Genomic DNA, 24,722 nt, shown 5'->3' with positions numbered 1-24,722 from the left:
CGGGCGGCCAGGAAATTGCCGCCAGGCGACAGATTGTTATCGCTGCTCGACAGCCCGACCGCTGTCAGCCGCGGCCTGCGATAAAATTCGTTAGGCTTGCAACTATTTTCCCGCTCGCACCTCACAAGGGCGCGCAGCAGGAGCCTTTGGCGATCGGCCCGGACCGGGCAGAAAGCCGATTCCTAACCCAAGGGAACCCTCTGCTTTCCTTCTACTGCCAGTGGTACTTCCTCCTATGACTCGCTTGAAAGGCCCGGACCTGTTGGCTCTGGGTTTCATGACATTTGCCCTGTTCGTCGGGGCCGGCAACATCATCTTCCCGCCCATCGTCGGCCTGCAGGCCGGTCCGAGCGTGTGGCTCGCCGCGCTGGGCTTCCTGATCACCGCAGTCGGCCTGCCGGTGGTTACCGTGATCGCCCTGGCCAAAGTCGGCGGTGCCATGGACAGCCTGAGTAGCCCGATCGGCAAGACCGCGGGCACCATCCTGGCTGCCGTCTGCTACCTCGCCGTGGGCCCGCTGTTCGCCACCCCGCGTACCGCCACCGTGTCCTTCGAAGTTGGCCTGGCGCCGCTGACCGGCAATACGCCGCTGCCGCTGTTCCTCTACAGCCTGGTGTACTTCGTCGTGGTGCTGGCCGTATCGCTCTACCCGGGGCGCTTGCTGGACAGCGTCGGCCGCGTACTGGCGCCGTTGAAGATCATCGCTCTGGCGATTCTCGGCGTCGCCGCGTTCATGCTGCCGCTGGGTGAAATCGGTGAGGCGACCCCGGCCTACCAGGCCGCGCCGTTCTCCCAGGGCTTCATCAATGGCTACCTGACCATGGATACCCTCGGCGCGCTGGTGTTCGGCATCGTCATCGTCAACGCCATCCGCTCGCGCGGTGTCGAGTCGCCGCGGCTGATCACCCGCTACGCGATCATTGCCGGCCTGATCGCCGGCCTGGGCCTGGCGCTGGTCTACATCAGCCTGTTCCGCCTGGGCGCCGGCAGCCATGCCATCGCCGGCGACGCCACCAATGGCGCTGCGGTGCTGCACGCCTATGTGCAACACACCTTTGGCGATCTCGGTAGCACCTTCCTCGCTGCGCTGATCTCGCTGGCCTGCCTGGTCACCGCCGTGGGCCTGACCTGCGCCTGTGCCGAGTACTTCAGCCGCTTGCTGCCGCTGTCCTACCGCACCCTGGTGGTGATGCTGGCCGGCTTCTCGCTGCTGGTGTCCAACCTCGGTCTGTCGACCCTGATCCAGGTCTCGGTGCCGGTGCTGACCGCCATCTACCCGCCGTGCATCGTGCTGGTGGCGCTGAGCTTCTGCTGGAACCTGTGGAACTCGCCGGGCCGCGTGGTGGCACCGGTGATGCTGGTAGCGCTGCTGTTCGGCCTGGTCGACGCGGTGCATGCGGCCGGCTTCGGTACCCATCTGCCGATGCTGCTCAAGCACCTGCCGCTGACCGAGCAGGGTCTGGGCTGGCTGGTGCCGTCGGTGTTGACCCTGATCGCGGCGCTGATCTTCGATCGCCTGCGTGGTGAGCCGGCCACTCAGGCCGCCTGACCGATGATCCGGGGCCGCGCAATGCGGCTCCGGACTCTCTGCAATGCGCCTTTTGGCGCGCTGCACCTGCCTTTTGGCGCATCTGGCATCTTCTGCCGATTGCCGTCCCTCCGGGCGTGCCGGACAATCTCCGGGAATTCCTCCGCAGTCTGTCCGCCATGTCGCAAACCATCTTCTTCGCCCACGCCAACGGTTTTCCCTCGGCCACCTACGGCAAGCTGTTCTCCGCCTTGTCGCCCGACTACCAGGTGCAGCACCTGGAGCAGCATGGCCACGACCCGCGCTTCCCAGTGGACGACAACTGGAACAACCTGGTGGACGAGCTGATCCTGCACCTGGAGCAGGGCGTCGAGCCGGTATGGGGCGTCGGCCACTCCCTCGGTGGCGTGCTGCACTACCACGCCGCGCTGCGCCGACCTGAGCTGTACCGTGGCGTGGTGATGCTCGATTCGCCGCTGCTGACCGGCGTCGACCGCCTGGTGATTCGCGCAGCTAAGCGCTTCGGCTTCATCGACAAGATCACCCCGGCCGGGCGTACCGTCGGCCGCCGCGAGGCCTTCGGCAACTTCAACGAGGCCCGCGACTACTTCGCCGGCAAGACCCTGTTCCGCCGTTTCGATCCCGACTGCCTGGACGCCTACGTGCGTCACGGCCTGCGCGAGGAGGGCCAGGGCCTGCGTCTGCGCTTCGACCCGGCCACCGAGATCAACATCTACCGCAGCGTGCCACACACCGTGCCGGGCCGCCCGCAGCAGCTCGCCGTACCGTTGGCCGTGGTGCGTGGTCGACACAGCAAGGTGGTGCTGCCGCACCATGCGCGCCAGGTCAGCCGCATCCGCCAGGGCGAATACCTGAGCCTGCCCGGCGGCCACATGTTCCCGCTGGAGCGCCCGCAGGACACCGCACGCCTGCTGCGCGAGCTGTTTGGCCGCTGGCAGGGGCAGGGCATGGAGCGCTCCGCATGAGCATCAAGGTGGAAGAGACCCGCTTCAGCTTGCCGCACGTGGAGTTGGCCGCGCATCTGTTCGGCCCCGAGGACGGCATTCCGGTCATCGCCCTGCATGGCTGGCTGGACAATGCCATGACCTTCGCACGCCTGGCGCCGAAGCTCGAAGGGCTGCGCATCGTCGCCCTGGATTTCCCCGGCCACGGTCACTCCGGGCACTACGCCAGCAACTCCAGCTACAGCATGTGGGAGTACCTGGAAGACGTGCTGCTGGTGGCCGAACAGCTCGGCTGGGAGCGTTTCAATCTGCTGGGCCATTCCATGGGCGCGATCATTTCGACCCTGCTGGCGGCCGCGCTACCGGAGCGGGTCGAGCGCCTGGCGCTGATCGACGGCCTGGTGCCGTATACGGCCGAGGCCGATAGCGCGCCCAAGCGCCTGGGCGAAGCGCTGCGTTCGCGTCTGGCGGTGCGCGACAAGCAGAAGCCGGTCTATCCGAACCTGGACAAGGCCGTCGAGGCGCGCATGCGCGGCGTGGTCGCGGTCAGTCGCGAGGCCGCCGAGCTGCTGGCCCAGCGAGGCCTGGAACCGGTGCCGGGTGGCTACACCTGGAGCACCGATATCCGCCTGACCCTGCCGTCGGTGATGCGCCTGACCTTCGCCCATGTCGAGCAGTTCATCCACGCCGTGCAGTGCCCGGTCAGCCTGGTCCTCGCCGAGGGCGGGCAGATGAACGTAGAGCCGCGTCTGCAGGCGCTGGTGGCCGGCACCTCGTTCGAGGCTCATGTGCTGCCTGGCGGCCATCACCTGCATCTCAACGACGAGGCCGGTGCACAGCAGGTTGCAGACTGTTTCAATCCATTCTTCCGCCGCGCTTGACGCGGCCCCGGCAACTGCCGAGGCTGTGCAGGTCGTATCGGAGATTGCCATGATCGATCTGTACACCGCCGCCACGCCCAACGGGCACAAGATTTCCATCGCCCTCGAAGAGCTGGGCCTGCCTTACCAGGTGCATGCGTTGTCCTTCGACAAGAAGGAGCAGAAGACCCCCGAGTTCCTGCGCATCAACCCCAACGGACGGATTCCGGCCATCGTCGACGACGGTTTTGCCGTGTTCGAGTCCGGCGCCATCCTCATCTACCTGGCGGAGAAGACCGGCAAGCTGCTGCCGAGCGACGCCAAGGGCCGTTCTCTGGCCATCCAGTGGCTGATGTTTCAGATGGGCGGAGTAGGGCCCATGCAGGGGCAGGCCAACGTGTTCTTCCGCTATTTCCCGGAGAAGCTGCAGGGCGCCATCGACCGCTACCAGCACGAGACCCGCCGCCTGTACGAGGTGCTCGACAGTCGCCTGGGCGAGGCCGAGTACCTGGCTGGCGACTACAGCATTGCCGATATAGCCACCTATCCGTGGGTGCGTATCCACGATTGGGCGGGCGTGTCGGTGGAGGGGCTGGAGCACCTGCAGCGCTGGATGGATACACTCGCCGCCCGCCCGGCGGTGCAGCGTGGCCTGCAGGTGCCGGTGCGTCCGCAGGACGATGCCAAGCTGGTCAAAACCGCCCAAGGCATGCTGACACGCTGAGGAGTTGCATGCGTCACCACCTGATTTTCTGCCTGACTCTCTTTTGTACGCCGCTGCTGGCCGCCGATCTGCCGGGCAGCCAGGACCTGGACAGCCTGCCGCGCTTCCCGCACGCCGAGATCGTCGACTACCGCGATGCCGCGGCCGAGGAGAAACGCTATCCGCAGGATGGCCTGCGCCGTATCAGCGGCCAGTTGCGTGCGTCTGCCGAGGTGCTGGCCGAGGGCCGCGTGCGTGCGCTGACCTACCGCCTGCCGGACGAACATTCGCCACGTGAAGCACTGGATGCGGCGCGCCAGCACCTGCTGGAGCAGGGCGCGCAGCTGCTGTTCTGGTGCGAGGGGCGCGATTGCGGTTCCTCCAGCCTGTGGGCCAACCAGATCTTCGGCAACGCCAAGCTCTACGGCCCCGAGGAGCGGCAGAGCTACCTGCTGCTGCGCCTGGTCGAGCCACAGCAGGACAGCCTGGTCGCCCTGTATGGCATCACTCGCGGCAATCGCCGCTCCTATTTGCATGTGGAGCAGCTGGATGCCCGTACGCCGCTGGCGCAGCTGCTGCCCACCCCTGCGACCCTGTTGCGCCAGCTCAGGAGCAGTGGTGAGCTGAAGCTGCCAACCTTGGGCGAGCCGGACGAGCAGTGGGGCGACCTGTTGGCCCGCACCCTGAGCCTGGACAGCACCATGCGTCTGCGCCTCGATGGCGCCCACGCCGCAGCCTGGCAGGCCGAGTTGGAGCGTCGCGGCGTGCGCGGCGGGCGCCTGCAGCCGGGCTCTGCCGAGGGCGAAGGCCTGCGCCTGCAGCAACTACGCTGAAGTATCATGCGCACCGGGCCGCTTTCTGCCCGGTTCTGGGGATGTCGAACCATGCTCAACAATGACCGCCTGCTGGTGCAGATCCTGCTGCTGGCGCTGCTCGGCGCCTGCGCCTGGGTACTGGCACCGTTCTTCTCGGCGCTGTTCTGGGCCGCCGTGCTGGCCTTTGCCAGCTGGCCGCTGATGCGCCTGCTGACCCGCGCCCTGAACGGTCGGGAAAACACCGCCGCAGGCATACTCACCGCCGGCTGGATGGTGCTGGTGGCGGTGCCGCTGGTGTGGCTCGGCTTCAACCTGGCCGACCATATCCGCGACGCCACCGAACTGTTCAAGGACTTCCAGGTCGATGGCCTGCCCGATCCGCCCGCCTGGATCGCCGACCTGCCGCTGGTGGGCGAGCGCCTGGTGCACATCTGGACGCGGATCGACGAGGAGGGCGCGGCCCTGCTGGCGACGCTGCGGCCTTACCTGGGGCAGGTCGGCAACTGGCTGCTGGCGCGTAGCGCGCAGATCGGTGGCGGCATGCTGGAGCTGGCCCTGAGCCTGGTGCTGGTGTTCTTCTTCTACCGTGACGGCCCGCGCATGGCGGCCTTCGCCCACAGCCTGCTGGAGCGCCTGATCGGTGATCGCGCCGATCACTATCTGGACCTGGTGGCCGGCACCGTACAGCGCGTGGTCAACGGCGTGATCGGTACCGCTGCGGCCCAGGCCCTGTTGGCGTTGATCGGCTTCTACATTGCCGGCATTCCCGGCGCCCTGGTGCTGGGCATCATCACCTTCATCCTCAGCCTGATCCCCATGGGCCCGCCGCTGGTGTGGATTCCCGCCACCGCCTGGCTGGTCAGCCAGGAGCAGTACGGCATGGCGGTGTTCCTCGGCATCTGGGGCACCTTCGTCATCAGCGGCGTGGACAACGTGCTCAAGCCCTACCTGATCAGCCGTGGCGGCAACCTGCCGCTGGTGGTGGTGCTGCTCGGCGTGTTCGGCGGCATTCTGGCCTTCGGCTTCATGGGCCTGTTCCTCGGTCCGACCCTGCTGGCCGTGGCCTACAGCCTGCTCGGCGACTGGGTGTCGAGCACGCCACGGGTCGCCGCGGTAGAGGCCGAACGCCGGGACGGGGAGTAGTTGGCATCCCGCGCACAATCCCGCCTGCCGTTGTTGGTGGGCGGGATGGCGCGGTGGTAGCCTTGCCCGGCTTTCCGGCACTTGCCGCCGGAGCTGGGTGCAAGCCCCGCCTCAGGTCGCGATAACGAGCCCGCAGAGGCCACACGCGGTTCAGGGAAGAAAGACCAACACTAGAGAATGGACATAGCCCCCATGAAAAAATCTGCAGGTATCGCAGTAGGCGCTCTCGTGGCCGTAGCCGCCATCGGCACGGGCGGAGCCTGGTACACCGGCCAACAGCTGCCGGCGGTGCTGGACGCATCGATCAAGCAGGCCAACGCCGAGATGGCCAAGACCCTGCCGGCGCTGGGCCTCGACGCCTCCATCGAGCTGCTGTCGCTGGACCGCCAGTTCTTCAGCAGCAACGCCCGCTACCGCATCAAGTTCAACGGCTCGCTCGATGGCGAAGCTCCGCAGCAGCTGGAGTGGATCATCACCGACCGTATCGAGCACGGCCCGTTCCCGCTGTCGCGCCTCAAGGCACTGAAGCTGATGCCGGTCATGGCCACCAGCAACTACGCGCTGGAGTCCAACCCGGCGCTGGAGAAATGGTTCGCCGCCAGCAAGGGCGTATCGCCGGTGGAAGGCCAGGCCAGCCTGGGCTACGACCAGTCGGTGAGCGGCACTCTGCGCATCAATCCGCTGCAGTCGGCCCTGGATGAAGACACCTCGCTGGACTTCACCGGCCTGAACGTCGACTTCGACACCAGCGCCGGCGCCAAGGCCATCGAGGCCCAGGGCCTGATGGACAGCTTCAAGCTCAGCACCAAGCTGCCGGAAAGCGGCGAGGCCATGAGCATCGAGTTCAAGGGCATGACCCTGGACAGCCAGACCGCCAAGGGCAGCAGCGATTTCTACCTGGGCAAGAACGAGGTCAAGTTGCAGACCGTGCAGATCCAGGTCGGCGAGGGCGCTCCGGTGCAGCTCAACGGCTTCGTCCAGCGCGACGAGACCAGCGAGACCGACGGCAAGCTGTTCGCTCGCTACAGCTACGACATCGGCATGATCAACTATCAGGGCCACGACATCGGCGGCTCGCAGATGGTCTGGAGCATGAAGAACCTCGATGCCAGCGCCCTGCAGTCGCTGGTCGCGATCTACAGCCAGATCATCAAGGACAGCGGCCAGCTGCAACAGGCCAGCCTGGAGGCCGAGGACGATCTGCCGCAGCTGAGCGAAGAGCAGCAGGCGCAGCTGATGGCCGGCCTGGACAAGCTGCTGGCGGCCAAACCGGGCATCGCCCTGGAGAAGCTGGCGTTCAAGACCGCCAATGGCGAGAGCAGCCTGAGCCTGTCGGTCGATCTGAACAAGCCGGAATCCTTCGAGCTGCCGCCGCCGGAACTGGCCAAGCAACTGATCGCCCAGCTGGACGCCAAGGTATCGGTCTCCAAGGCCATGATCGGCGACGTGATCGGCCTGCAGGCCAGCCTGGGTGGCGAGACCGACAAGGAAGCCGTCGCGCAGCAGGCGTCGATGATGACCGAGATGGCCAGCGGCATGGCACTGTCCACCGAGCTGGCCAAGCTTGAGGGCGACAGCATCGTCTCCAGCCTGCATTACGCCGACGACAAGGTCGACTTCAACGGCAAGCAGATGACCGTCGAGGAGTTCGTCGCCATGGCCTTCGCCAGCGGTGCCGGCATGGGCGGTATGGGTGCCATGGGCGAGGAAGAGCAGTCCATGGAAGGCGTGGAGTTCGAAGAGCAGGGCGAAGAGACCCTGGTCGAATAACTTCAGCCGATAAAGAAAGAGGCCCGCATCTCGCCAGAGCTGCGGGCCTCTTCGTTTCAGGCCGAGATGCTCAGCTGGCTGCCGAGGCTCGACTGATAGCTGGCGCTGTCCTGATACTGCTTGAGCAGCTTGGCGATCAGGCCTGAGTAGTTCTCTTCCTCGCTGCTGCTGGTCTGCTGTTGCTGACCCATGGCATCGAGCAGGCTGCTCAGCTCGTCCTGGCTGATGCTGCCGCTGCTGTCGCTATCCAGCAGGCTGAACAGTTCTTCGCTGCTGCCGCTCTGCGCCTGGGCGGGCGGTGGAGGCGGCGGGGCGGCCATGGCCGACAGCTCGTCGAGGTTCAGGCTGCCGTCGCCATCGCTGTCCAGCTTGCTCAGCAGCTCGCTGCTGTCGTGGCCTTCCGGCGCGGGCAGGGCGGCCAACTCGTCGGCGTCGATGTTGCCATCACCGTTGGCGTCCAGCTGGGCGAACATCTCTTCGGGGTTGGGACCACCGGGGCCACCCGGGCCGCCGTGGGGTGGCGGTGGCGGCGCCAGGGCGGCGGTCTCCTCGCTGTCCAGGCTGCCGTCGCCGTTGGCATCGAGCTGGCTGAACAGCTCGTCGATATCGATGGTCAGGCTGCTGTCGGATTCCTTGGCCGCCGTCAGGGCGGTTTCCAGTTCTTCCTTGGCCACGCTGCCGCTGCCATCGCTGTCCAGCAGGCTGAACAGTTTTTCCTGCACTTGCGCCGGACCACCCGTGCAACCACCTCCGCCGGCGCTGCTACTGCTGCGCTGGACGGAGGTGTAGCTGCTGTAGCCCGAGTAACTGCTGACACCACTGATCATGGGAGTCACTCCTGTTGTTGGCCGGAGTGGGTTCTCCGGTGATGCCAGCATCAGAGTGCTCTGTGTCGCGGGTTTGTGGACTTTGTATCAGTGCCTCTACAACGGCGTTCAGCGTGGCAGGTGCAGGATGGCAGTCAGGCCGCCGCCTTCGGTCTCTGCCAGCTGGATATCGCCGCCCTGGCGCCTGGCGGCCTCGCGGGCAATGGTCAGGCCCAGGCCGACGCCGCCGGAGCTGCGATTGCGCGAGCCCTCGACACGGAAGAAGGCCTCGAACACTGCCTCGCGTTGTTCGATGGGGATCCCCGGCCCCTGGTCGATCACCCGTACCTCGATATGCTCGCGGCCGTCGTGCAGCTCGACTGAGGCATGCCCGGCGTAGCGCAGGGCGTTCTCCAGCAGGTTGCTGATGCACGAGCGCAGCGCCAGGGGCTGGGCGCGCAGCGGGGCGCAATGGCCGTGGAAGCTGACCTGGGCGCCGCGGTCCTGGGCATCCTCGACCATGGATTCGAGCAGCGCCTGCAGGTCCAGCCATTGCAGGGCCTCGGTGCTGCGCTGCTCGTGCAGGTAGCTGAGGGTGGCGTCGAGCATGCCGATCATTTCCCCCAGGTCCTGGCCCATGCGCGCCCGCAGGTGGGCGTTGGGGATCTGCTCGACGCGCAGCTTGAGGCGCGCCAGTGGCGTACGCAGGTCGTGGGAGACGGCCGCGAGCATGCGCGCGCGCTGCTGTACCTGCTCGCGGATGCGCTGCTGCATCAGGTTGAAGGCATGCGCCGCCTGACGCGCCTCCTTGGGGCCGCTCTCTTGCAGTGGCGGGCTGTCCAGGTCGTCGCTGAGGCGCTCCGCCGCGTCGGACAGGTGCTGGATCGGCCGGCTGAGCAGGCGTGCACCGTACCAGGCGGCGGCGATCAGGGTCAGCATCTGGAATGCCAGCGGCACCAGCGGGCCGCCGAAGAAGCCTCTCGGTCCGGGCGGTGGGCCCGGTGGCGGCATGTGGGGACCCATCTGGGCGAGATGTTCTGGCGGGGGGGGAGGCGGTGGCGGCGGGTGACCGTAGTAGTGGTACCAGGTAAAGGCCAGTACATGGGCGAGCACGATGGCGACGAGGAACACACCGAACAGGCGGGCGAACAGGCTGTCGGCGCGGCGCATCAGCGAATCTCGGCGGCGTCGAACAGGTAGCCCTCGCCGCGCACGGTCTTGATCAGCGCCGGGCTGCGCGGGTCGTCGCCGAGCTTCTGGCGCAGGCGCGAGACCAGCAGATCGATGCTGCGGTCGAAGGCTTCGATGGAGCGGCCGCGCGCCTCGTCCAGCAACTGCTCGCGGCTGAGCACCCGGCGTGGGCGCTCGAGGAACACCCAGAGCAGGCGGAACTCGGCGTTCGACAGCGGTACGACCAGGCCGTCCGGCGACTGCAGTTGACGCAGCACGCAGTGCAGGGTCCAGCCGTCGAAGCGCAGGTTGGCGCGTGGCTCTTCGCGTGGCGCGCTGCGATCGTCGCGCACGCGACGGAGGATGGTCTGGATACGCGCCACCAGTTCGCGCGGCTCGAAGGGCTTGGCCATGTAGTCGTCGGCGCCCAGTTCCAGGCCGATGATGCGGTCGGTGGGCTCGCAGCGCGCGGTCAGCATCAGGATCGGGATGTCGGAGCTGGCGCGCAGCTCGCGGCACAGCGCCAGGCCGTCTTCGCCGGGCAGCATGAGGTCGAGGATGATCACGTCGAAGTGGCTGTCGGCCAGCGCACGGCGCATCGCGCTGCCATCGCCGACGGCCTCGCTGTCGATGTTGAAACGGGTCAGATAGCCGCCCAGCAGCTCGCGCAGCTCCAGGTTGTCATCGACGATCAGGGCGCGGGTCGTGCGCGGGCGCGCTTCGCGGGCGGTCATTGCATGCACCGTAACGGGCTCCAAACTGCGGGCGGGGAGGAGGGCAGCACATTCTAACCGGCCGAAGGCCTCGGCTGGCGCCGCCCAGCGCCATGTTCGGCGGATCAGGTGTCGGTGGCGTGTCGGGCATGTATCAGCCGCGATACAAAGCTGCCGGCCGCATTCTTTACGCCTTCTTTATAACCCACGCCCGGTTGTGGAATCGCTCCTTTACGCCCATCGGGCGAAGAATCCTCCCAAGGCGGCGTAGCCCGCATTACGGAGCGATCACATGAGCATTCTCGACGGGGTGTCCCTGGGCCTGGCCCTGGGGCTGTTCATCTACCTGCTGGTGGCGCTGCTACGCGCCGAGCGCGGCTAGGAGGCCCCATGCAACTTCAAGACTATGGCCTGATCCTGGCCTTTTTCGTCCTGGTACTGGCGCCCGCGCCCTGGCTGGGACGTTACCTGTACCGCGCCATGGAAGGCGAGCGGACTCTGCTGACCCCGTTGTTGGGGCCGGTGGAGCGGCTCTGCTACAAGGTCGCCGGCGTCGACGCCAAGTCCGATCAGGACTGGAAGACCTATACCCTGGCGCTGCTGGCCTTCACCCTGGCCAGCCTGGTGCTGCTGTTCGCCATCCTCCTGCTGCAGGGTCTGCTGCCGCTCAATCCGCAGCAGCTGCCGGGCCTGGAGTGGACCCTGGCGTTCAACACCGCGGTGAGTTTCGTCGCCAACACCAACTGGCAGGCCTACAGCGGTGAAGCAGCGCTGAGCTATTTCAGCCAGATGGTCGGCCTGACCGTGCAGAACTTCGTCAGCCCGGCGGTGGGCCTGGCCATCCTGGTGGCCTTCGCCCGCGGCATCTCGCGCAAGTCCAGCGCTGGCATCGGCAACTTCTGGGTCGATCTGACCCGCGCCACCCTCTACGGCCTGCTGCCGTTCTGCGTGGTCCTGGCGCTGCTGCTGGTCTGGCAGGGCGTGCCGCAGACCTTCATGGACTACGCCCAGGCCAAGACCCTGATGGGCACCGACCAGACCATCCCGCTCGGTCCTGCGGCCAGCCAGATCGCCATCAAGCAGCTCGGCACCAACGGTGGCGGATTCTTCGGCGTGAACTCGGCGCACCCGTTCGAGAACCCCACGGCGCTGAGCAACCTGCTGGAACTGGCGGCGATCATCCTGATTCCGGTGGCACTGGTGTTCAGCTTCGGCCACTACGTCAAGGACCTGCGCCAGAGTCGCGCGATCCTCGCCAGCATGCTGATCCTGTTCCTCATCGGCCTGGGTATCACCCTGTGGGCCGAATACCAGCCGAACCCGGCGCTGGCGGCGTTGCCGATCGAGCAGGCCGGCTCGCTGGAAGGCAAGGAGAGCCGCTTCGGCGTCGCCGCCTCGGCGCTTTGGGCGGTGACCACCACGGCCGCATCCAACGGCTCGGTCAACGCCATGCACGACAGCTTCAGCGCCATCGGCGGCATGATCCCGATGTTCAACATGATGCTCGGCGAAGTGATCTTCGGCGGCGTCGGCGCCGGCCTCTACGGCATGCTGCTGTTCGTGTTGATCGCTGTGTTCCTCGCCGGCCTGATGATCGGCCGCACCCCCGAATATCTGGGCAAGAAGCTGGAGGCCCGCGAGGTGCGCCTGCTGGTGGCGACCCTGCTGGTGATGCCGGTTGGCGTACTGGTGTTCTGCGCCCTGGCTGTGAGCCTGCCGGGTCCTGCGGCCTCGATCAGCAACCCCGGCCCGCACGGTTTCAGCCAGGCGCTGTACGCCTACACCTCGGGCACCGCCAACAACGGCTCGGCCTTCGGCGGCTTCGGTGCCAATACGGCGTTCCACAACCTGCTGATCGGCCTGGCCATGCTGCTCGGGCGCTTCGGCTACATCCTGCCGATCCTCGCCATCGCCGGCAGCCTGGCGGCGAAGAAGCGCGCCCCACTGGGCGACAACAGCTTCCCCACCCACGGCCCGCTGTTCGTCACCCTGCTGACCCTGACCATCCTGCTGGTCGGCGGCCTGACCTTCCTGCCCGCGCTGGCCCTGGGCCCGCTGGCTGAACAACTGGCGTTCTAAGGGAGAACCATGATGAATGCCCCCACTCGCGTACCCAGTGCGCAAACCTCCAAGACCAGCTTCCAGGCGCTGTGGCAACCGGCGCTGAAGCAGGCCTTCGTCAAACTCGATCCGCGCCAGCTCAAGCGAGCGCCGGTGATGCTGGTGGTCGAGCTGACCGCCATCCTCACCACCGTGCTGTGCTTCATTCCCAACCCTGCGGTGAGCGTCGGCCTGGCCGTGCAGATCGCCCTGTGGCTGTGGTTCACCGTGCTCTTCGCCAACTTCGCCGAGGCCCTGGCCGAGGGCCGCGGCAAGGCCCGCGCCGACAGCCTCAAGGCCGGCAGTCAGGGCCTGACTGCGCGGCGCAAGGTCGGCGCGCAGTTCCAGGCAGTGGCCGCCAGCCAGCTGCGCCGTGGCGATATCGTGCGTGTCGAGGCTGGCGAGTTGATCCCCGGTGATGGCGAGGTGATCGAGGGCATCGCTGCGGTCAACGAGGCGGCGATCACCGGTGAGTCCGCGCCAGTGATCCGCGAGTCCGGCGGCGACCGCTCGGCGGTCACCGGCAACACCCGCGTGGTGTCGGACTGGCTGCTGGTGCAGATCACCGCCAACCCGGGCGAATCGACCCTGGACCGCATGATCGCCCTGGTCGAGGGCGCCAAGCGGCAGAAGACGCCGAACGAGGTGGCGCTGGACATCCTGCTGATCGGCCTGACCCTGATCTTCCTGCTGGTGGTGGCCACCCTGCAGCCGTTCGCCCGCTATGCCGGCGGCGACCTGCCGCTGGTGTACCTGGTGGCGCTGCTGGTGACGCTGATTCCGACCACCATCGGCGGCCTGCTTTCGGCCATCGGCATCGCCGGCATGGATCGACTGGTGCGTCTCAATGTGATCGCCAAGTCCGGTCGTGCGGTGGAAGCGGCGGGGGATGTGCACACCCTGCTGCTGGACAAGACCGGCACTATCACCTTCGGTAACCGCCGCTGCAGCGCGCTGGTCAAGGCGCCGGGCGTCAACGGTCGCGACCTGGCCGAGGCGGCGCTGCTGGCCTCGCTGGCCGACGACACGGCCGAGGGCAAGTCCATCGTCGAATACCTGCGCGGCCTCAGTCCGGTGGAAGCGCCGGAGCGTGGCTCGGTGCGTGGCATCGCCTTCAGCGCCGAGACGCGCCTGTCCGGCGCCGACTGGAACGGCCGCAGCTTCCGCAAGGGTGCGGTGGACGCCGTACTGCTGTACCTGGGTATGGGCCGTGAGGAGATGCCCGAGCATCTTGCGCGCGAAGTCGACAAGATCGCCCAGAGCGGCGGCACGCCGTTGCTGGTGGCCGGTGACAATCGCCTGCTCGGCGCCATCCACCTCAAGGACGTGGTCAAGCCGGGCATCCGCGAGCGCTTCGCCGAGCTGCGCCAGCTGGGCATCCGCACCGTGATGGTCACCGGTGACAACCCGCTGACCGCTGCGGCCATCGCCGCCGAGGCCGGTGTGGATGACGTGATCGCTGAGGCTACGCCAGAGAAGAAACTGCAGCGCATCCGCAGCGAGCAGGCCGACGGCAAGCTGGTGGCCATGTGTGGCGACGGCGCCAACGACGCCCCGGCACTGGCCCAGGCCGACGTCGGCCTGGCGATGAACGACGGCACCCAGGCCGCCCGCGAGGCCGCCAACCTGGTGGACCTGGACTCAGATCCGACCAAGCTGCTGGACGTAGTGCAGGTGGGCAAGGAGCTGCTGGTGACCCGTGGCGCGCTGACCACCTTCTCGGTGGCTAACGACGTGGCCAAGTACTTCGCCATCCTGCCGGCGCTGTTCGCCGGTATCTACCCGCAGCTAGGTGCACTCAACCTCATGCAGCTGCACAGCCCGCAGAGCGCCATCCTCTCGGCCATCGTGTTCAACGCGTTGATCATCATCGCGCTGATCCCCCTGGCCCTGCGCGGTGTGCGTGTAGAGGCGGCCGATGCGGCCAGCCTGCTGGGCCGAAACCTGTTGATCTACGGCCTGGGCGGCATCCTCGCGCCCTTCGTGGGCATCAAGCTGATCGACGTGCTGCTGACCAGCCTCGGTCTGGTCTGACCCCGAGCCGCCCCGGCTGCCGGGGCGGTCCCGAATTACTGGAGAAACGACATGTTCAAGCAACTCCGTCCGGCCCTCGGCATCCTTGGCCTGATGACCCTGATCACCGGCGTGGCCTATCCGCTGCTGGTCACCACCGTGGCCCAGGTGGCCTTCCCCGAGCAGGCCAACGGCAGCCTGCTGCGTGACGAGCAGGGCAAGCTGCTCGGCAGCGCGCTGCTGGCGCAGAACTTCGAAGGCGCGCAGTGGTTCCAGCCGCGTCCCTCGGCAGCCGGTTTCGCCACCGTGGCCAGCGGCGCCAGCAACCTGGCGCAGAGCAACCCGGCCCTGGCCGAGCGCGTCGCCAAGGATGCCCAACGTCTACTGGGCGAGGGCAGTGCTCCGGTGCCGCTGGAGCTGGTCACCACCTCGGCCAGTGGTCTCGACCCGCATCTGTCACCGGCCGCTGCGCGCTGGCAGGTGGCGCGCATCGCCGCTGCCCGGCATTTGCCAAGTGCCAGTCTTGAGCGGCTGATCGAGCAGCACATCGAGCGCTCGCTGGTCGGTCCCGACGTGGTCAACGTGCTGGCGCTGAACCTGGCACTGGCGGACAATCGCGCCTTCGCCGTGAACGAGAACAGCCCATGAGTGATGCGCTACGCGCCGATGCATTGCTGGCCGAGATGCCCCGTGAGGGCCGCGGCCGGCTGAAGGTCTTCCTCGGCGCGGCACCTGGCGTAGGCAAGACCTACGCCATGCTGCAGGCGGCGCAGGCGCAGTTGCGCCAGGGCGTCGACCTGCGCGTTGGCGTGGTCGAGACCCATGGCCGCGCGGAAACCGAGGCGATGCTCACCGGCCTGCCGCAACAGCCGCTCAAGCGCGTGGAATACCGCGAGCGGCCGCTGCAGGAAATGGACCTCGATGGCCTGCTGGCCAAGCCGCCGCAGTTGGTGCTGGTGGATGAGCTGGCCCACAGCAACGCCCCCGGCAGCCGCCACGCCAAGCGTTGGCAGGACGTGCAGGAACTGCTCACCGCTGGCATCGACGTGTACACCACGGTCAATGTGCAGCACCTCGAGGCGCTCAATGACCAGGTCCGCGACATCACTGGCGTGCAGGTGCGCGAGACTCTGCCCGACTGGGTGCTGCAGGAGGCCGACGAGATCCTGCTGATCGACCTGCCGCCGCGCGAGCTGCTCGAACGCCTGCGCGAGGGCAAGGTGTACGTGCCGGAGCAGGCGCGTGCGGCCATCGACGCGTTCTTCTCGCAGACCAACCTCACCGCATTGCGCGAGCTGGCGATGCACACCGCCGCCGCGCGGGTGGATGCCGACCTCAACCGCCGCTATCGCCAGCAGGGCCAGGAGGCGCCGAGCGTGCGCGGCCGCCTGCTGGTTGGCATCGACGGTGACGGCCAGGCCGAGCGCCTGGTGCGCCACGCCAGCCGGGTTGCCGAACGCCGCCATCTGCCCTGGTCGGTGGTGCACGTGGACACCGGTGGCCCGCGCGACGAGGAGCGCCTGGGCAACCTGCAGGCGGCCCAGCAGCTGGCCGAGCGCCTGGGCGGCGAGGTGGTCAACCTGCGCGCCGGCGAAGTGGCCAGCACCCTGATCGCGCATGCCCACGAGCGCCGCGCCAGCCTGATTCTGGTCGGCCGCAGCCGTCAGCGTCTGCGTCGGCGCTGGCGCTTCGGTCGCGGTCTGGCTGAGCGCCTGCTGGCCGCCGGCAAGGGCCTGGAGATCAGTGTGCTGGACACCGAGGCTGAGCTGGCGCCGGCGCGACCCCGGGCGCGCGCACCGCTGGCCTGGCGTGACTATTTGCTGGCGCCCCTGGCGACCGCCGTGGCCAGCAGCGCTGCTCTGGGCCTGGCGCAGCTGGTGCAGTTGCCGAACATCTCGCTGATCTTCCTCGCCGCCGTGCTGGTGGTGGCGGTACGCAGTTCCCTGGGCCCGGCGCTGCTCTGCGCCGGACTGTCGTTCCTGGCCTACAACCTGCTGTTCATCGAGCCGCTGTTGTCGCTGAAGATCGACCGCCAGCAGGACGTGCTGACTCTGCTGTTTTTCCTGCTGATGGCCGGTTTGACCGGCAATCTGGCCAGCCGCCAGCGCCGTCAGTTGCAAGCGCTGCGTCAGACCCAGGCGGAGACCACGGCGCTGCTCGACCTGTCGCGCAAGCTGACCGTGGCCACCGATCGCCAGGCGGTGTTCTCCGCTGCCACCCAGCAGTTCGGCCAATGGCAGGAGATCGAGATCAGCCTGCAGTCGCGCGGCCGCGATGGCGTGTGGAAGAACGAGGCTGGCGTGCAGCGCCTGCTCACCGAGCAGGAACGCGCCGCCGCCGATTGGTCTTGGCAGCACGCCCAGCCCGCCGGGCTCGGCACCGGTACCCTGCCGGGCGGGCGCTGGTGGTGGTGGCCTCTGGCCGGCGAGGAGGGGCCGCTGGCCCTGCTTGGCATAGCGCCGAAGGACGAGCGACCGCTGACCCCGGAGCAGCGCCGGCTGATTGCCGCCCTCGGCCAGCCGCTGGCCCAGGCCCTGGAGCGCGCCCAGCTGGCGGCGGACCTGGAGGCAGCGCGCCTGCATGGGCAGACCGAGGAGCTGCGCAGCGCGCTGCTGGCCTCGGTGTCCCACGACCTGCGTACGCCACTGACGGCCATGCGCGGCTCCATCGACAGCCTGCTGGCCCTGGGCGAGCAGATTCCCCTGGCCGACCGCCGCGAGTTGCTCGAAGGCACCCGCGACGAGGCCGAACGGCTGGACCGTTACATCCAGAACCTGCTCGATATGACTCGCCTCGGCCACGGCGGCCTCAAGCTGGCGCGCGACTGGGTGGCGCCGGCGGATATCGTCTCCAGCGCCGCACAGCGCCTGCGTCCGGTACTGGCGCCGCTGCAGGTCGAGTTGCAGGTACCGGCGCAGTTGCCGCTGCTCTACGTACATGCGGCGTTGATCGAGCAGGCGCTGGTCAATGTGCTGGAGAACGCCGCGCGCTTCTCGCCAGCGCATGGGCGCCTGCGGGTGGCGGTGGACTGTGATGCGGAGGAACTGCGCTTCTCGGTCAGCGACCAGGGCCCCGGCATTCCGGAGGCGGAGCGGGAGAGGATCTTCGATATGTTCTATACCGCAGCCAGGGGCGATCGCGGCGGCCAGGGCACCGGCCTGGGCCTGGCGATCTGCCAGGGCATGCTCGGCGCCCACGGCGGCCGGGTCACGGTGGGCGAGGGCCTGGATGGCCGCGGTGCAAGCTTGGTCCTGCACTTGCCGCTGCATCCGCAACCCCAGCTCGAGGAAGAGTAGGTATGGCCAGCAATGCCACGACCATCCTGGTGATCGACGACGAGGCGCAGATTCGCAAGTTCCTGCGCATCAGCCTCAACGCCCAGGGCTACCGCGTGCTGGAGGCGGGCAGCGGCAGCGACGGCCTGGCCCAGGCTGCGCTGGAGCGGCCGGACCTGGTGGTGCTCGATCTCGGCCTGCCGGACAAGGACGGCCAGCAGGTGCTCAGCGAGCTGCGTGAATGGTCGCAGGTGCCGGTACTGGTGCTCTCGGTGCGCGCCAGCGAGGGCGAGAAGGTCAAGGCGCTGGACAGCGGTGCCAACGACTATGTGACCAAGCCCTTCGGCATTCAGGAGTTCCTCGCCCGGGTACGTGCGCTGCTGCGCCAGGGTGCTGCGGGCGAGCCGCAGGAGGCAGCTGCGCAGAGCGGCTCGCTACAGGTGGACTTCGCCTATCGACGGGTGACGCTGGCGGGCGCCGAGGTGGCGTTGACGCGCAAGGAGTACGCGGTGCTGGCCATGCTCGCGCGGCATCTGGGGCGGGTGGTGACCCAGCAACAGCTGCTCAAGGACATCTGGGGCCCGACCCATGTCGAGGACAGCCACTACCTGCGCGTAGTGGTCGGCCATCTGCGGCAGAAGCTCGGTGACGACCCGGCGGCGCCGCGTTTCATCGTCACCGAAGCCGGTGTCGGTTACCGCCTGCTGGAGCTCTGAGAGCCTATACAGGTTCTGAACGCATAGCCTGGGCTACGCGTGCTCCTCCTCGTACTTGTCCAGGGTATCGGCGGCGATCTGCCGGCCGAGCTGGATCAGCTCCGGCGCTTTGTGGAACTCGAAGAAGCGGCACACGCGCTTGGGCACGTTGATCAGGATGTCCGGCGGGTAGCCGGCGATCTTGTACTGGGCCAGCGAGGTCTGCATGGTCTCGAAGCTCTGGTTGACCAACTCCAGCAGCGAGGCCGGGCCGACGTTGCCGATCACATGGGAATTGCTGGCCGACTTGGGCGAGGCCTCGGTGTCGACCTCGGCCTTGGCCACGCGGCTGTTGTCCAGCCAGGGGTTGGGCGCTTCGCTTTCCACCAGCAGCTCGCCTTCTTCCTCTTCGTCCGTTTCGCGGCGCAGGAACGACAGTTTGGTGCTTAGCGAGCCCATCAACTGGTCGATCTTGCCCTTGATCGCCGCAGGCCGCTCGATCACCGGCAGCTGGTAGTGCTTCTGGTTCAGCGAGTTGAGGTTGACCGCCACCACTAAGTCGCAATGGCTGGATACCACCGGCACGATCGGCAGCGGATTGAGCAGGCCGCCATCGACCAGCATGCGCGAGCCCTGCATGACCGGGGTGAATAGACTGGGGATGGCCGCCGAGGCGCGCATGGCCTTGTGCAGGCAGCCTTCCTGGAACCAGATTTCCTGCTGGTTGGTGAGGTCAGTGGCGACGGCGGTGTAGGGGATCGCCAGTTGCTCGATGTCGATCTCGCCGACGATCTCGTGGATCTTGCCGAACACCTTCTCGCCGCGGATGGCGCCGAGGCGGAAGCTGACGTCGAGCAGGCGCAGCACGTCCAGGTAGTCCAGGCTCTCCGTCCACTCGCGGTACTCGCGCAACTTGCCGGCGGCGTAGATGCCACCGATCACCGCGCCCATCGAACAACCGGCGATGCAGCCGATCTCGTAACCTCGCGCCTCCAGCTCTTCGATCACACCGATGTGCGCATAGCCGCGCGCACCACCCGAGCCCAATACCAGGGCCACTTTCTTGCTCATACCGATCTCCCCGAGAATGCCCCGAACATACCCGCCCAGAGCGGCCGAGCCAAGCGGGCTTTGCTAGAATCCACCGGCACTTTGCCGCTGCGTTGGCGTCCAAGCGAACTCAGTACCCTGGAGAATAATCATGAAAAAAGTCGTCCTTTTTGCCTCTGCATTGCTGGTCCTGACCGGTTGCGCCGCCAAGACAGCCTACCGTGACAGCTGTGCCAACCAACTGGACAGCGCCTGGCACGAGCTGGACCTGGCCAAGGCCGAAGGCTTCGCCGGTACTGTCAGCTATTCGAAGGCGGTGACCCTGCTGACCGGAGCCAAGACCTCGCAGCAGTTCGAGGGCTACGAGAGCTGCACCAAGAATGCCGAGAAGGCGCGCTTCTACATTCGCGAGTCGCGAGCCGGTCGCTGATATGCAATTGGACTTCACCACGCTGGCACCCCTGGAGGCCTATCGCTGGCTGGCCTCCAGCGTTACGCCCAGGCCCATCGCCTGGGTCTCGACCCGCTCGCGCGACGGCATCGACAATCTGGCGCCATTCAGCTTCTTCCAGGTGATCAGCGACGAGCCGCCGACCCTGATGGTCAACGTCGGCACCCGTGGCGACGGCAGTCTCAAGGACACCCTGCGCAATGCCGGGGACACGGGCGAGCTGGTGATCCAGCTGGTTGGCATGGCCCAGGCGGAAGCGATGAACGCCTCGGCCGCCAACCTGGCCTATGGCCAGAGTGAGTTCGCCCACTGCAGCATCGCCAGCCAACCCTCGCAGCGTGTCGCGCCGCTGCGGGTGGCGGGGGCGCCGATCGCCTTTGAGTGCAGGGTCGCGGAGATTCAGCCGTACCCGCGACAGGCGCCGAATTGCCACCTGATCTTCGCCGAGGTGCTGCTGGCACATATCGACGATGCGGTGCTCGATGCCGACGGTCGCATCGATCCGCTGCAACTGGACCTGATTGGCCGCCTCGGTGGCTCGGCCTATACCCGTACCCGCGATGTGTTCCGCATGCAGCGCCCCTGACTCGCCGCACAGTTTCGTGAGCAACTGTTTCTTGATGCTTTGCCCGCGCGGCGGCGGCCAGTAGCATCGCTGAATTGGAACAGGAGCGAGCGATGCGGACGAAACTGGATGCGGTACTGCACGAGGTCAATCAGGTACTGCTGGGCAAGGAGCCACAGGTACGCCTGGCGCTGACCTGCTTGCTGGCGCGCGGGCACTTGCTGATCGAGGATCTGCCCGGCATGGGCAAGACCACCCTCAGTCACGCCTTGGCGCGGGTGCTGGGGTTGAGCTTCCAGCGTATCCAGTTCACCTCCGACCTGCTGCCTGGTGACATCCTCGGCACTTCGGTGTTCGACAAGGACAGCGGGCAGTTCGTTTTCCATCCAGGGCCGATCTTCGCCGAGCTGGTACTGGCGGATGAGATCAACCGCGCTACGCCGAAGAGCCAGAGCGCTCTGCTGGAGGCCATGGAGGAGGGCCAGGTGACCATCGAAGGCGCGACCCGGCCGCTGCCCGAGCCGTTCTTCGTCATCGCCACGCAGAATCCGGTCAGCTCTGGCGGCACCTTCGCCTTGCCGGAATCGCAGCTGGACCGCTTCCTTATGCGGCTATCCCTTGGTTATCCAGCACGTGCTGCCGAGCGCGCGCTGCTGCTGGGCGAGGCGCGCCGGGAAATCCTGCCGCGTCTGGAGCCGATTCTCGACCATGCCGAGCTGGCGGCTATCCAGGCGCTGATTCCGCAGGTGCGCACCAGCGATGCGCTGGTCGACTATGTGCTGCGCCTGGTCGAGGCGACCCGTAGCGAGCCACAGTTCGCCTGGGGCCTGTCGCCACGCGCCAGCCTGGCTCTGCTGGCGGCGGCTCGCGCCTGGGCCTTCCTGGCCAATCGCGACTACGTGATCCCCGAGGACGTGCAGGCGGTGCTGCCATCGGTGGTCGGCCATCGTCTGCGCGAGCGCGCCGATCCGACCGGCCACGGTGGCGGCTCACTGGTGCAGTGGTTGCTGCGCGAAGTCGCGGCGGTGTGATGTTGCCCACTTCGCTCAAGGCGCGCTGGCGGCGCTGGGTGGTGCGGCGCATTCCCGCTGCCGCCCAGGTACAGCTCGACCAGAAGCGCATCTTCATCATGCCCGACTGGGTTGGCGCGGCCTTCACGGTGGTGTTGGTGCTGATGCTGCTGGCCGGCATCAACTACGAGAACAGCCTGGCCTACGGCCTGACCTTCCTGCTGGCGGCGGTATTCGTAGTCGCGATCCTGCATACCTACCGTAATTTCGCCGGACTCATTCTCAAGGCCGGGGCCAGTGGTGCGGTATTCGTCGGCGAGCAGGCCCGTTTTCGCGTGCGCCTGGAAAGTGCGGGGCGCGAGCACATGGCCATCGGCCTCGGCTGGCCGCCCCAGGCATTGCAGGTTGCGGATGTGCCGGCGGATGGCCTGCGTGAGTGCGAGCTGAGCCTGTCTGCCACGCGGCGTGGCTGGCTGCGCCCTGAGCGCATGCGCGTGGAGAGCCACTTCCCGCTAGGTATTCTGGTGGCCTGGAGCTGGGTCGATCTGGACCAGTCGGTGCTGGTCTATCCGCGACCACTGCAGGGTGATCTGCCCTTGGCGGCCGATGGTGCCGCCGACGAGGAAGACGAAGGCCGCCGCGCTACGGGGCAGGGGGCTGATGATTATCAGGGGCTGCGTAGCTACCAGCCCGGCGACTCCAAGCGGCGTCTGCACTGGAAGGCGTTCTCGCGGGGCCAGGGGCTGCTGGTCAAGGATTTCGCCGCGCTGGCCGGCCGCGATCTGTGGCTGGACTTCCAGGTGCTCGGCGGCAATGTCGAGGAGCGCCTGTCGCGCCTGTGCTACTGGGTGCTGCAACTGGATGACCGCCAGCAGCCCTACGGCTTGCGCTTGCCGGGGGTGGAGTTGGCTCCGGACTTCGGCCAGGGACACCGCGAGGCCTGCCTGCGCGCCCTAGCGCTGTACGGGGAGCGGCCATGAGCGCAGCGCAGCCGGCCGTAGGCCAGCCTATCCCGCGCATCGCTTTGACCTGGCTGCTGGTGGCTCAGGTGCTGGTGATCCTGCCGCATCTGCTGCACCTGCCGTTCTGGATCGCAGGCCTGTGGCTGCTCTGCGCAGGGTGGCGGGTGCAGGTGTTCCGTATGCGCGCACGATTCCCGACAAGGCTTGAGCGTATCGGGTTGTTGGTCGTCACCGGGGCTGCGGCATTTCTCTCGATTGGTAGCCTGATCGGTCTGGATGGTGGGGTTCTGCTACTGGTGGCGACCTTCATCCTCAAACTGGTGGAATTGCGTAGCCGGCGTGATGCATTGCTGTTGATCTTCCTGGGCTTCTTCGTGGTGGTAACCGGTTATCTCTTCGACGATGGCCTGTTGTCGGCGTTGTATAGTCTGCTCCCGGTTACCGCGCTGCTTGCCGCGCTGATCGGTATGCAGCAGAGCAGCATGGGTGAACGCCCGGCTGCGACGGTGAAGCTGGCGGCTTCGATGATGCTGCAGGCAGTGCCGTTGATGCTCCTGATGTTCCTGTTCTTCCCGCGCCTGGGGCCGCTCTGGAGCCTGCCCAATCCACAACAGGGTACGACTGGCATTTCCGACAGCATGGCGCCTGCAGATATCGCGGAACTGAGCCGTTCTCCTGCGCTGGCCTTCCGCGCCAGTTTCGATGGCGAAGTGCCCGAACGCAGCGAGCTGTACTGGCGGGCCCTGACGCTGGAGTACTTCGATGGCCGGCGCTGGTCACAGTCCCGAGGTGCTCAGCAGTGGGGCAAGCCAGTATGGTCGGGCCGTGGCGAGTCGCTGAGCTACAGCATTGTCATGCAGCCCAGTGGCAGGCCGTGGCTGTTTACCTTGGATGTGGGGCTGATCAACGAACCCAACATCGTGCAACGCAATGATTTTCGCCAGGAGTCGCGTCGACCGGTAACGCAGAGCCTGATGTATCGCGCGCAATCGTGGCCCCAGGCGATGCGAGAGCCGGAGCTGCCCGAAGCGATTCGCCAGCGCACGTTGCAACTGCCGGAGTTGGGTGACCCGCGCAGCAGGGAATGGGCGCAGCAGCTCAAGCGCGAGCACGCCAATCCCGCCGAGCTGGTTGGTGCGCTGCTGCAGCACTTCAACCGCGAGCCCTATGGCTACACCTTGAAGCCGCCACAGCTAGGGGCCGACAGCATCGACGATTTCCTCTTCCAGACCCGCCAGGGCTTCTGTGCCCACTACGCTGGGGCGATGGTCTTCGTGCTGCGTGCCGCCGGGATTCCCTCACGGGTCGTCGCCGGCTACCAGGGCGGAGAGCTGAATGCCGCGGGAAATTACCTGTCGGTTCGGCAGCTGGACGCACACGCTTGGGTTGAGTACTGGCAAGAGGGCAAGGGCTGGATCAGTGTCGATCCAACCTTCCAGGTCGCGCCCGAGCGTATCGATATGGGGGCTCAGGATGCGTTTGCCGCCGACGAGAGTTTTCTCGAGGACTCACCTTTCTCACCGCTGCGCTATCGCAATGTAGGTTGGATCAACGAGCTCCGTCTGGCCTGGGATAACATCAACTACAACTGGCAGCGCTGGGTATTGGGTTATCGCAGTGAGCAGCAATTGGGCTTGCTGCAGCGCTGGTTCGGCACCCTCGACTGGACTCGCCTGGCCCTGGCGATAGTTGGTGGCGGTGGTCTGCTGCTGGGCCTGCTGGCGCTATGGTTGTTCAAGCCCTGGCAGCGTGAGCGTGACCCGCAGCAGCGGCTGTTGCGTCGCTACGAGTCACTGTTGCTGCGCCACGGTTTGCGCCGAGACAGAGGCGAGGGCGTGCGTGCCTTCGCCGAGCGTGCGGCGGCGCTGATGCCGTTGCAGGCGCAGGCGATTGCGGCCTTTGCCCAGGCCTTCGAGGCCCAGCGCTATGCCGGGCAGGCCAGCTCACCGCAGCATTTGCGCCAGTTGCTGCGCCAGCTGCGACGTGAGCTACCGTGGCGCAGCACGCGTCGCTAAGAATCATAGGCTCTGCGACAGGCCCGTCGTAGAGCCGAATGATCGGCAATATCGCCGCTGAATTGGCAGCTCAGTCTCTCCCGCCCGCGCATGCTTTTCTCTAAGCTTCAGTC

General features: G+C 66.8%; 22 protein-coding genes. 18 read left to right on the top strand and 4 right to left on the bottom strand.

Features of this window, described 5'->3' with window-relative positions; genetic code table 11:
• The first annotated feature begins 235 nt into the window (after positions 1–235).
• The 7 genes from brnQ (at position 236) to IP89_RS02620 (ending at position 7,784) form a co-directional block, all read left to right on the top strand.
• The gene (gene brnQ, locus IP89_RS02650) at positions 236–1,549 is read left to right on the top strand and encodes a branched-chain amino acid transport system II carrier protein (protein WP_043307441.1); all 1,314 of its coding nucleotides are present in this window, start codon (positions 236–238) and stop codon (positions 1,547–1,549) included.
• 158 nt (positions 1,550–1,707) lie between these two features.
• Positions 1,708–2,514 (top strand): alpha/beta fold hydrolase, encoded by an 807-nt coding sequence (locus IP89_RS02645; protein WP_043307438.1) that lies wholly within the window; start codon positions 1,708–1,710, stop codon positions 2,512–2,514.
• Positions 2,511–3,374, top strand: coding sequence for an alpha/beta hydrolase (locus IP89_RS02640; RefSeq protein WP_043307435.1), 864 nt, complete (start codon positions 2,511–2,513; stop codon positions 3,372–3,374). Before IP89_RS02645 ends, IP89_RS02640 begins: the two co-directional genes overlap by 4 nt.
• 49 nt (positions 3,375–3,423) lie before the next feature.
• Positions 3,424–4,077, top strand: coding sequence for a glutathione S-transferase family protein (locus IP89_RS02635; protein WP_043307432.1), 654 nt, complete (start codon positions 3,424–3,426; stop codon positions 4,075–4,077).
• Positions 4,078–4,085: 8 nt separating this feature from the next.
• Complete coding sequence (locus tag IP89_RS02630; RefSeq protein WP_043307430.1) at positions 4,086–4,889, top strand: DUF4892 domain-containing protein; 804 nt, start codon at positions 4,086–4,088, stop codon at positions 4,887–4,889.
• A 51-nt stretch (positions 4,890–4,940) separates the two neighbouring features.
• Positions 4,941–6,014, top strand: coding sequence for an AI-2E family transporter (locus tag IP89_RS02625; RefSeq protein WP_043307428.1), 1,074 nt, complete (start codon positions 4,941–4,943; stop codon positions 6,012–6,014).
• A 192-nt stretch (positions 6,015–6,206) separates the two neighbouring features.
• Positions 6,207–7,784, top strand: a complete 1,578-nt coding sequence (locus tag IP89_RS02620) for a YdgA family protein (protein WP_177326833.1) — start codon at positions 6,207–6,209, stop codon at positions 7,782–7,784.
• A gap of 56 nt (positions 7,785–7,840) precedes the next feature.
• Here IP89_RS02620 and xopAW read toward each other — a convergent pair whose 3' ends face one another.
• The 3 genes from xopAW to IP89_RS02605 form a co-directional block, all read right to left on the bottom strand.
• Complete coding sequence (xopAW, locus tag IP89_RS02615) at positions 7,841–8,611, bottom strand: XopAW family type III secretion system calcium-binding effector (RefSeq protein ID WP_043307426.1); 771 nt, start codon at positions 8,609–8,611, stop codon at positions 7,841–7,843.
• Positions 8,612–8,719: 108 nt separating this feature from the next.
• On the bottom strand, positions 8,720–9,763 hold the full coding sequence (locus IP89_RS02610; protein ID WP_156114975.1) for an ATP-binding protein: 1,044 nt from the start codon (positions 9,761–9,763) through the stop codon (positions 8,720–8,722).
• Positions 9,760–10,494 carry a response regulator gene (locus tag IP89_RS02605; protein WP_052080923.1) on the bottom strand — a complete coding sequence of 245 codons (735 nt, stop codon included), beginning with the start codon at positions 10,492–10,494 and terminating at the stop codon, positions 9,760–9,762. Before IP89_RS02605 ends, IP89_RS02610 begins: the two co-directional genes overlap by 4 nt.
• A 271-nt stretch (positions 10,495–10,765) precedes the next feature.
• Between IP89_RS02605 and kdpF the strand changes: the two genes are divergently transcribed.
• From kdpF to IP89_RS02580, 6 genes are read left to right on the top strand one after another with little or no spacing between them, the layout of a single operon-like run.
• Positions 10,766–10,855, top strand: a complete 90-nt coding sequence (kdpF, locus tag IP89_RS22875; protein WP_081963146.1) for a K(+)-transporting ATPase subunit F — start codon at positions 10,766–10,768, stop codon at positions 10,853–10,855.
• A gap of 8 nt (positions 10,856–10,863) precedes the next feature.
• On the top strand, positions 10,864–12,552 hold the full coding sequence (gene kdpA / locus IP89_RS02600) for a potassium-transporting ATPase subunit KdpA (RefSeq protein WP_043307421.1): 1,689 nt from the start codon (positions 10,864–10,866) through the stop codon (positions 12,550–12,552).
• Positions 12,553–12,564: 12 nt separating this feature from the next.
• Entirely contained in the window at positions 12,565–14,607 is a 2,043-nt protein-coding gene (kdpB, locus tag IP89_RS02595) for a potassium-transporting ATPase subunit KdpB (protein ID WP_043307419.1), read from the top strand.
• Positions 14,608–14,658: 51 nt separating this feature from the next.
• Complete coding sequence (gene kdpC / locus IP89_RS02590; protein ID WP_043307417.1) at positions 14,659–15,234, top strand: potassium-transporting ATPase subunit KdpC; 576 nt, start codon at positions 14,659–14,661, stop codon at positions 15,232–15,234.
• Entirely contained in the window at positions 15,231–17,882 is a 2,652-nt protein-coding gene (locus IP89_RS02585) for a sensor histidine kinase KdpD (RefSeq protein WP_043307415.1), read from the top strand. Before kdpC ends, IP89_RS02585 begins: the two co-directional genes overlap by 4 nt.
• A gap of 2 nt (positions 17,883–17,884) precedes the next feature.
• Positions 17,885–18,577, top strand: a complete 693-nt coding sequence (locus tag IP89_RS02580) for a response regulator (protein ID WP_043307413.1) — start codon at positions 17,885–17,887, stop codon at positions 18,575–18,577.
• A 33-nt stretch (positions 18,578–18,610) separates the two neighbouring features.
• On the opposite strand, the gene IP89_RS02575 is transcribed toward IP89_RS02580, so the two are convergent.
• Positions 18,611–19,627, bottom strand: coding sequence for a patatin-like phospholipase family protein (locus IP89_RS02575; RefSeq protein WP_043307411.1), 1,017 nt, complete (start codon positions 19,625–19,627; stop codon positions 18,611–18,613).
• A gap of 130 nt (positions 19,628–19,757) precedes the next feature.
• Here IP89_RS02575 and IP89_RS02570 point away from each other — a divergent pair, with 130 nt between their 5' ends.
• The 5 genes from IP89_RS02570 to IP89_RS02550 all read left to right on the top strand — a co-directional run bounded on the left by IP89_RS02570 (position 19,758) and on the right by IP89_RS02550 (position 24,609).
• A complete protein-coding gene (locus IP89_RS02570) occupies positions 19,758–20,036 on the top strand; it encodes a lipoprotein (RefSeq protein WP_043307410.1) in 279 nt (92 codons plus the stop codon).
• 1 nt (position 20,037) lies between these two features.
• Complete coding sequence (locus tag IP89_RS02565; protein ID WP_043307408.1) at positions 20,038–20,643, top strand: flavin reductase family protein; 606 nt, start codon at positions 20,038–20,040, stop codon at positions 20,641–20,643.
• Between the two features lie 92 nt (positions 20,644–20,735).
• The gene (locus IP89_RS02560; protein ID WP_043307406.1) at positions 20,736–21,653 is read left to right on the top strand and encodes a MoxR family ATPase; all 918 of its coding nucleotides are present in this window, start codon (positions 20,736–20,738) and stop codon (positions 21,651–21,653) included.
• The gene (locus tag IP89_RS02555) at positions 21,653–22,612 is read left to right on the top strand and encodes a DUF58 domain-containing protein (protein ID WP_043307405.1); all 960 of its coding nucleotides are present in this window, start codon (positions 21,653–21,655) and stop codon (positions 22,610–22,612) included. Before IP89_RS02560 ends, IP89_RS02555 begins: the two co-directional genes overlap by 1 nt.
• A complete protein-coding gene (locus tag IP89_RS02550) occupies positions 22,609–24,609 on the top strand; it encodes a DUF3488 and transglutaminase-like domain-containing protein (RefSeq protein WP_043307403.1) in 2,001 nt (666 codons plus the stop codon). The genes IP89_RS02555 and IP89_RS02550 overlap by 4 nt, the downstream gene beginning before the upstream one ends.
• Positions 24,610–24,722 lie beyond the last annotated feature (113 nt).

Origin of the sequence: Pseudomonas sp. ML96 (genome assembly GCF_000761545.1) — a bacterium.
Taxonomy (GTDB): domain Bacteria; phylum Pseudomonadota; class Gammaproteobacteria; order Pseudomonadales; family Pseudomonadaceae; genus Aquipseudomonas.
This window is presented reverse-complemented; position numbering and strand designations above follow the sequence as displayed.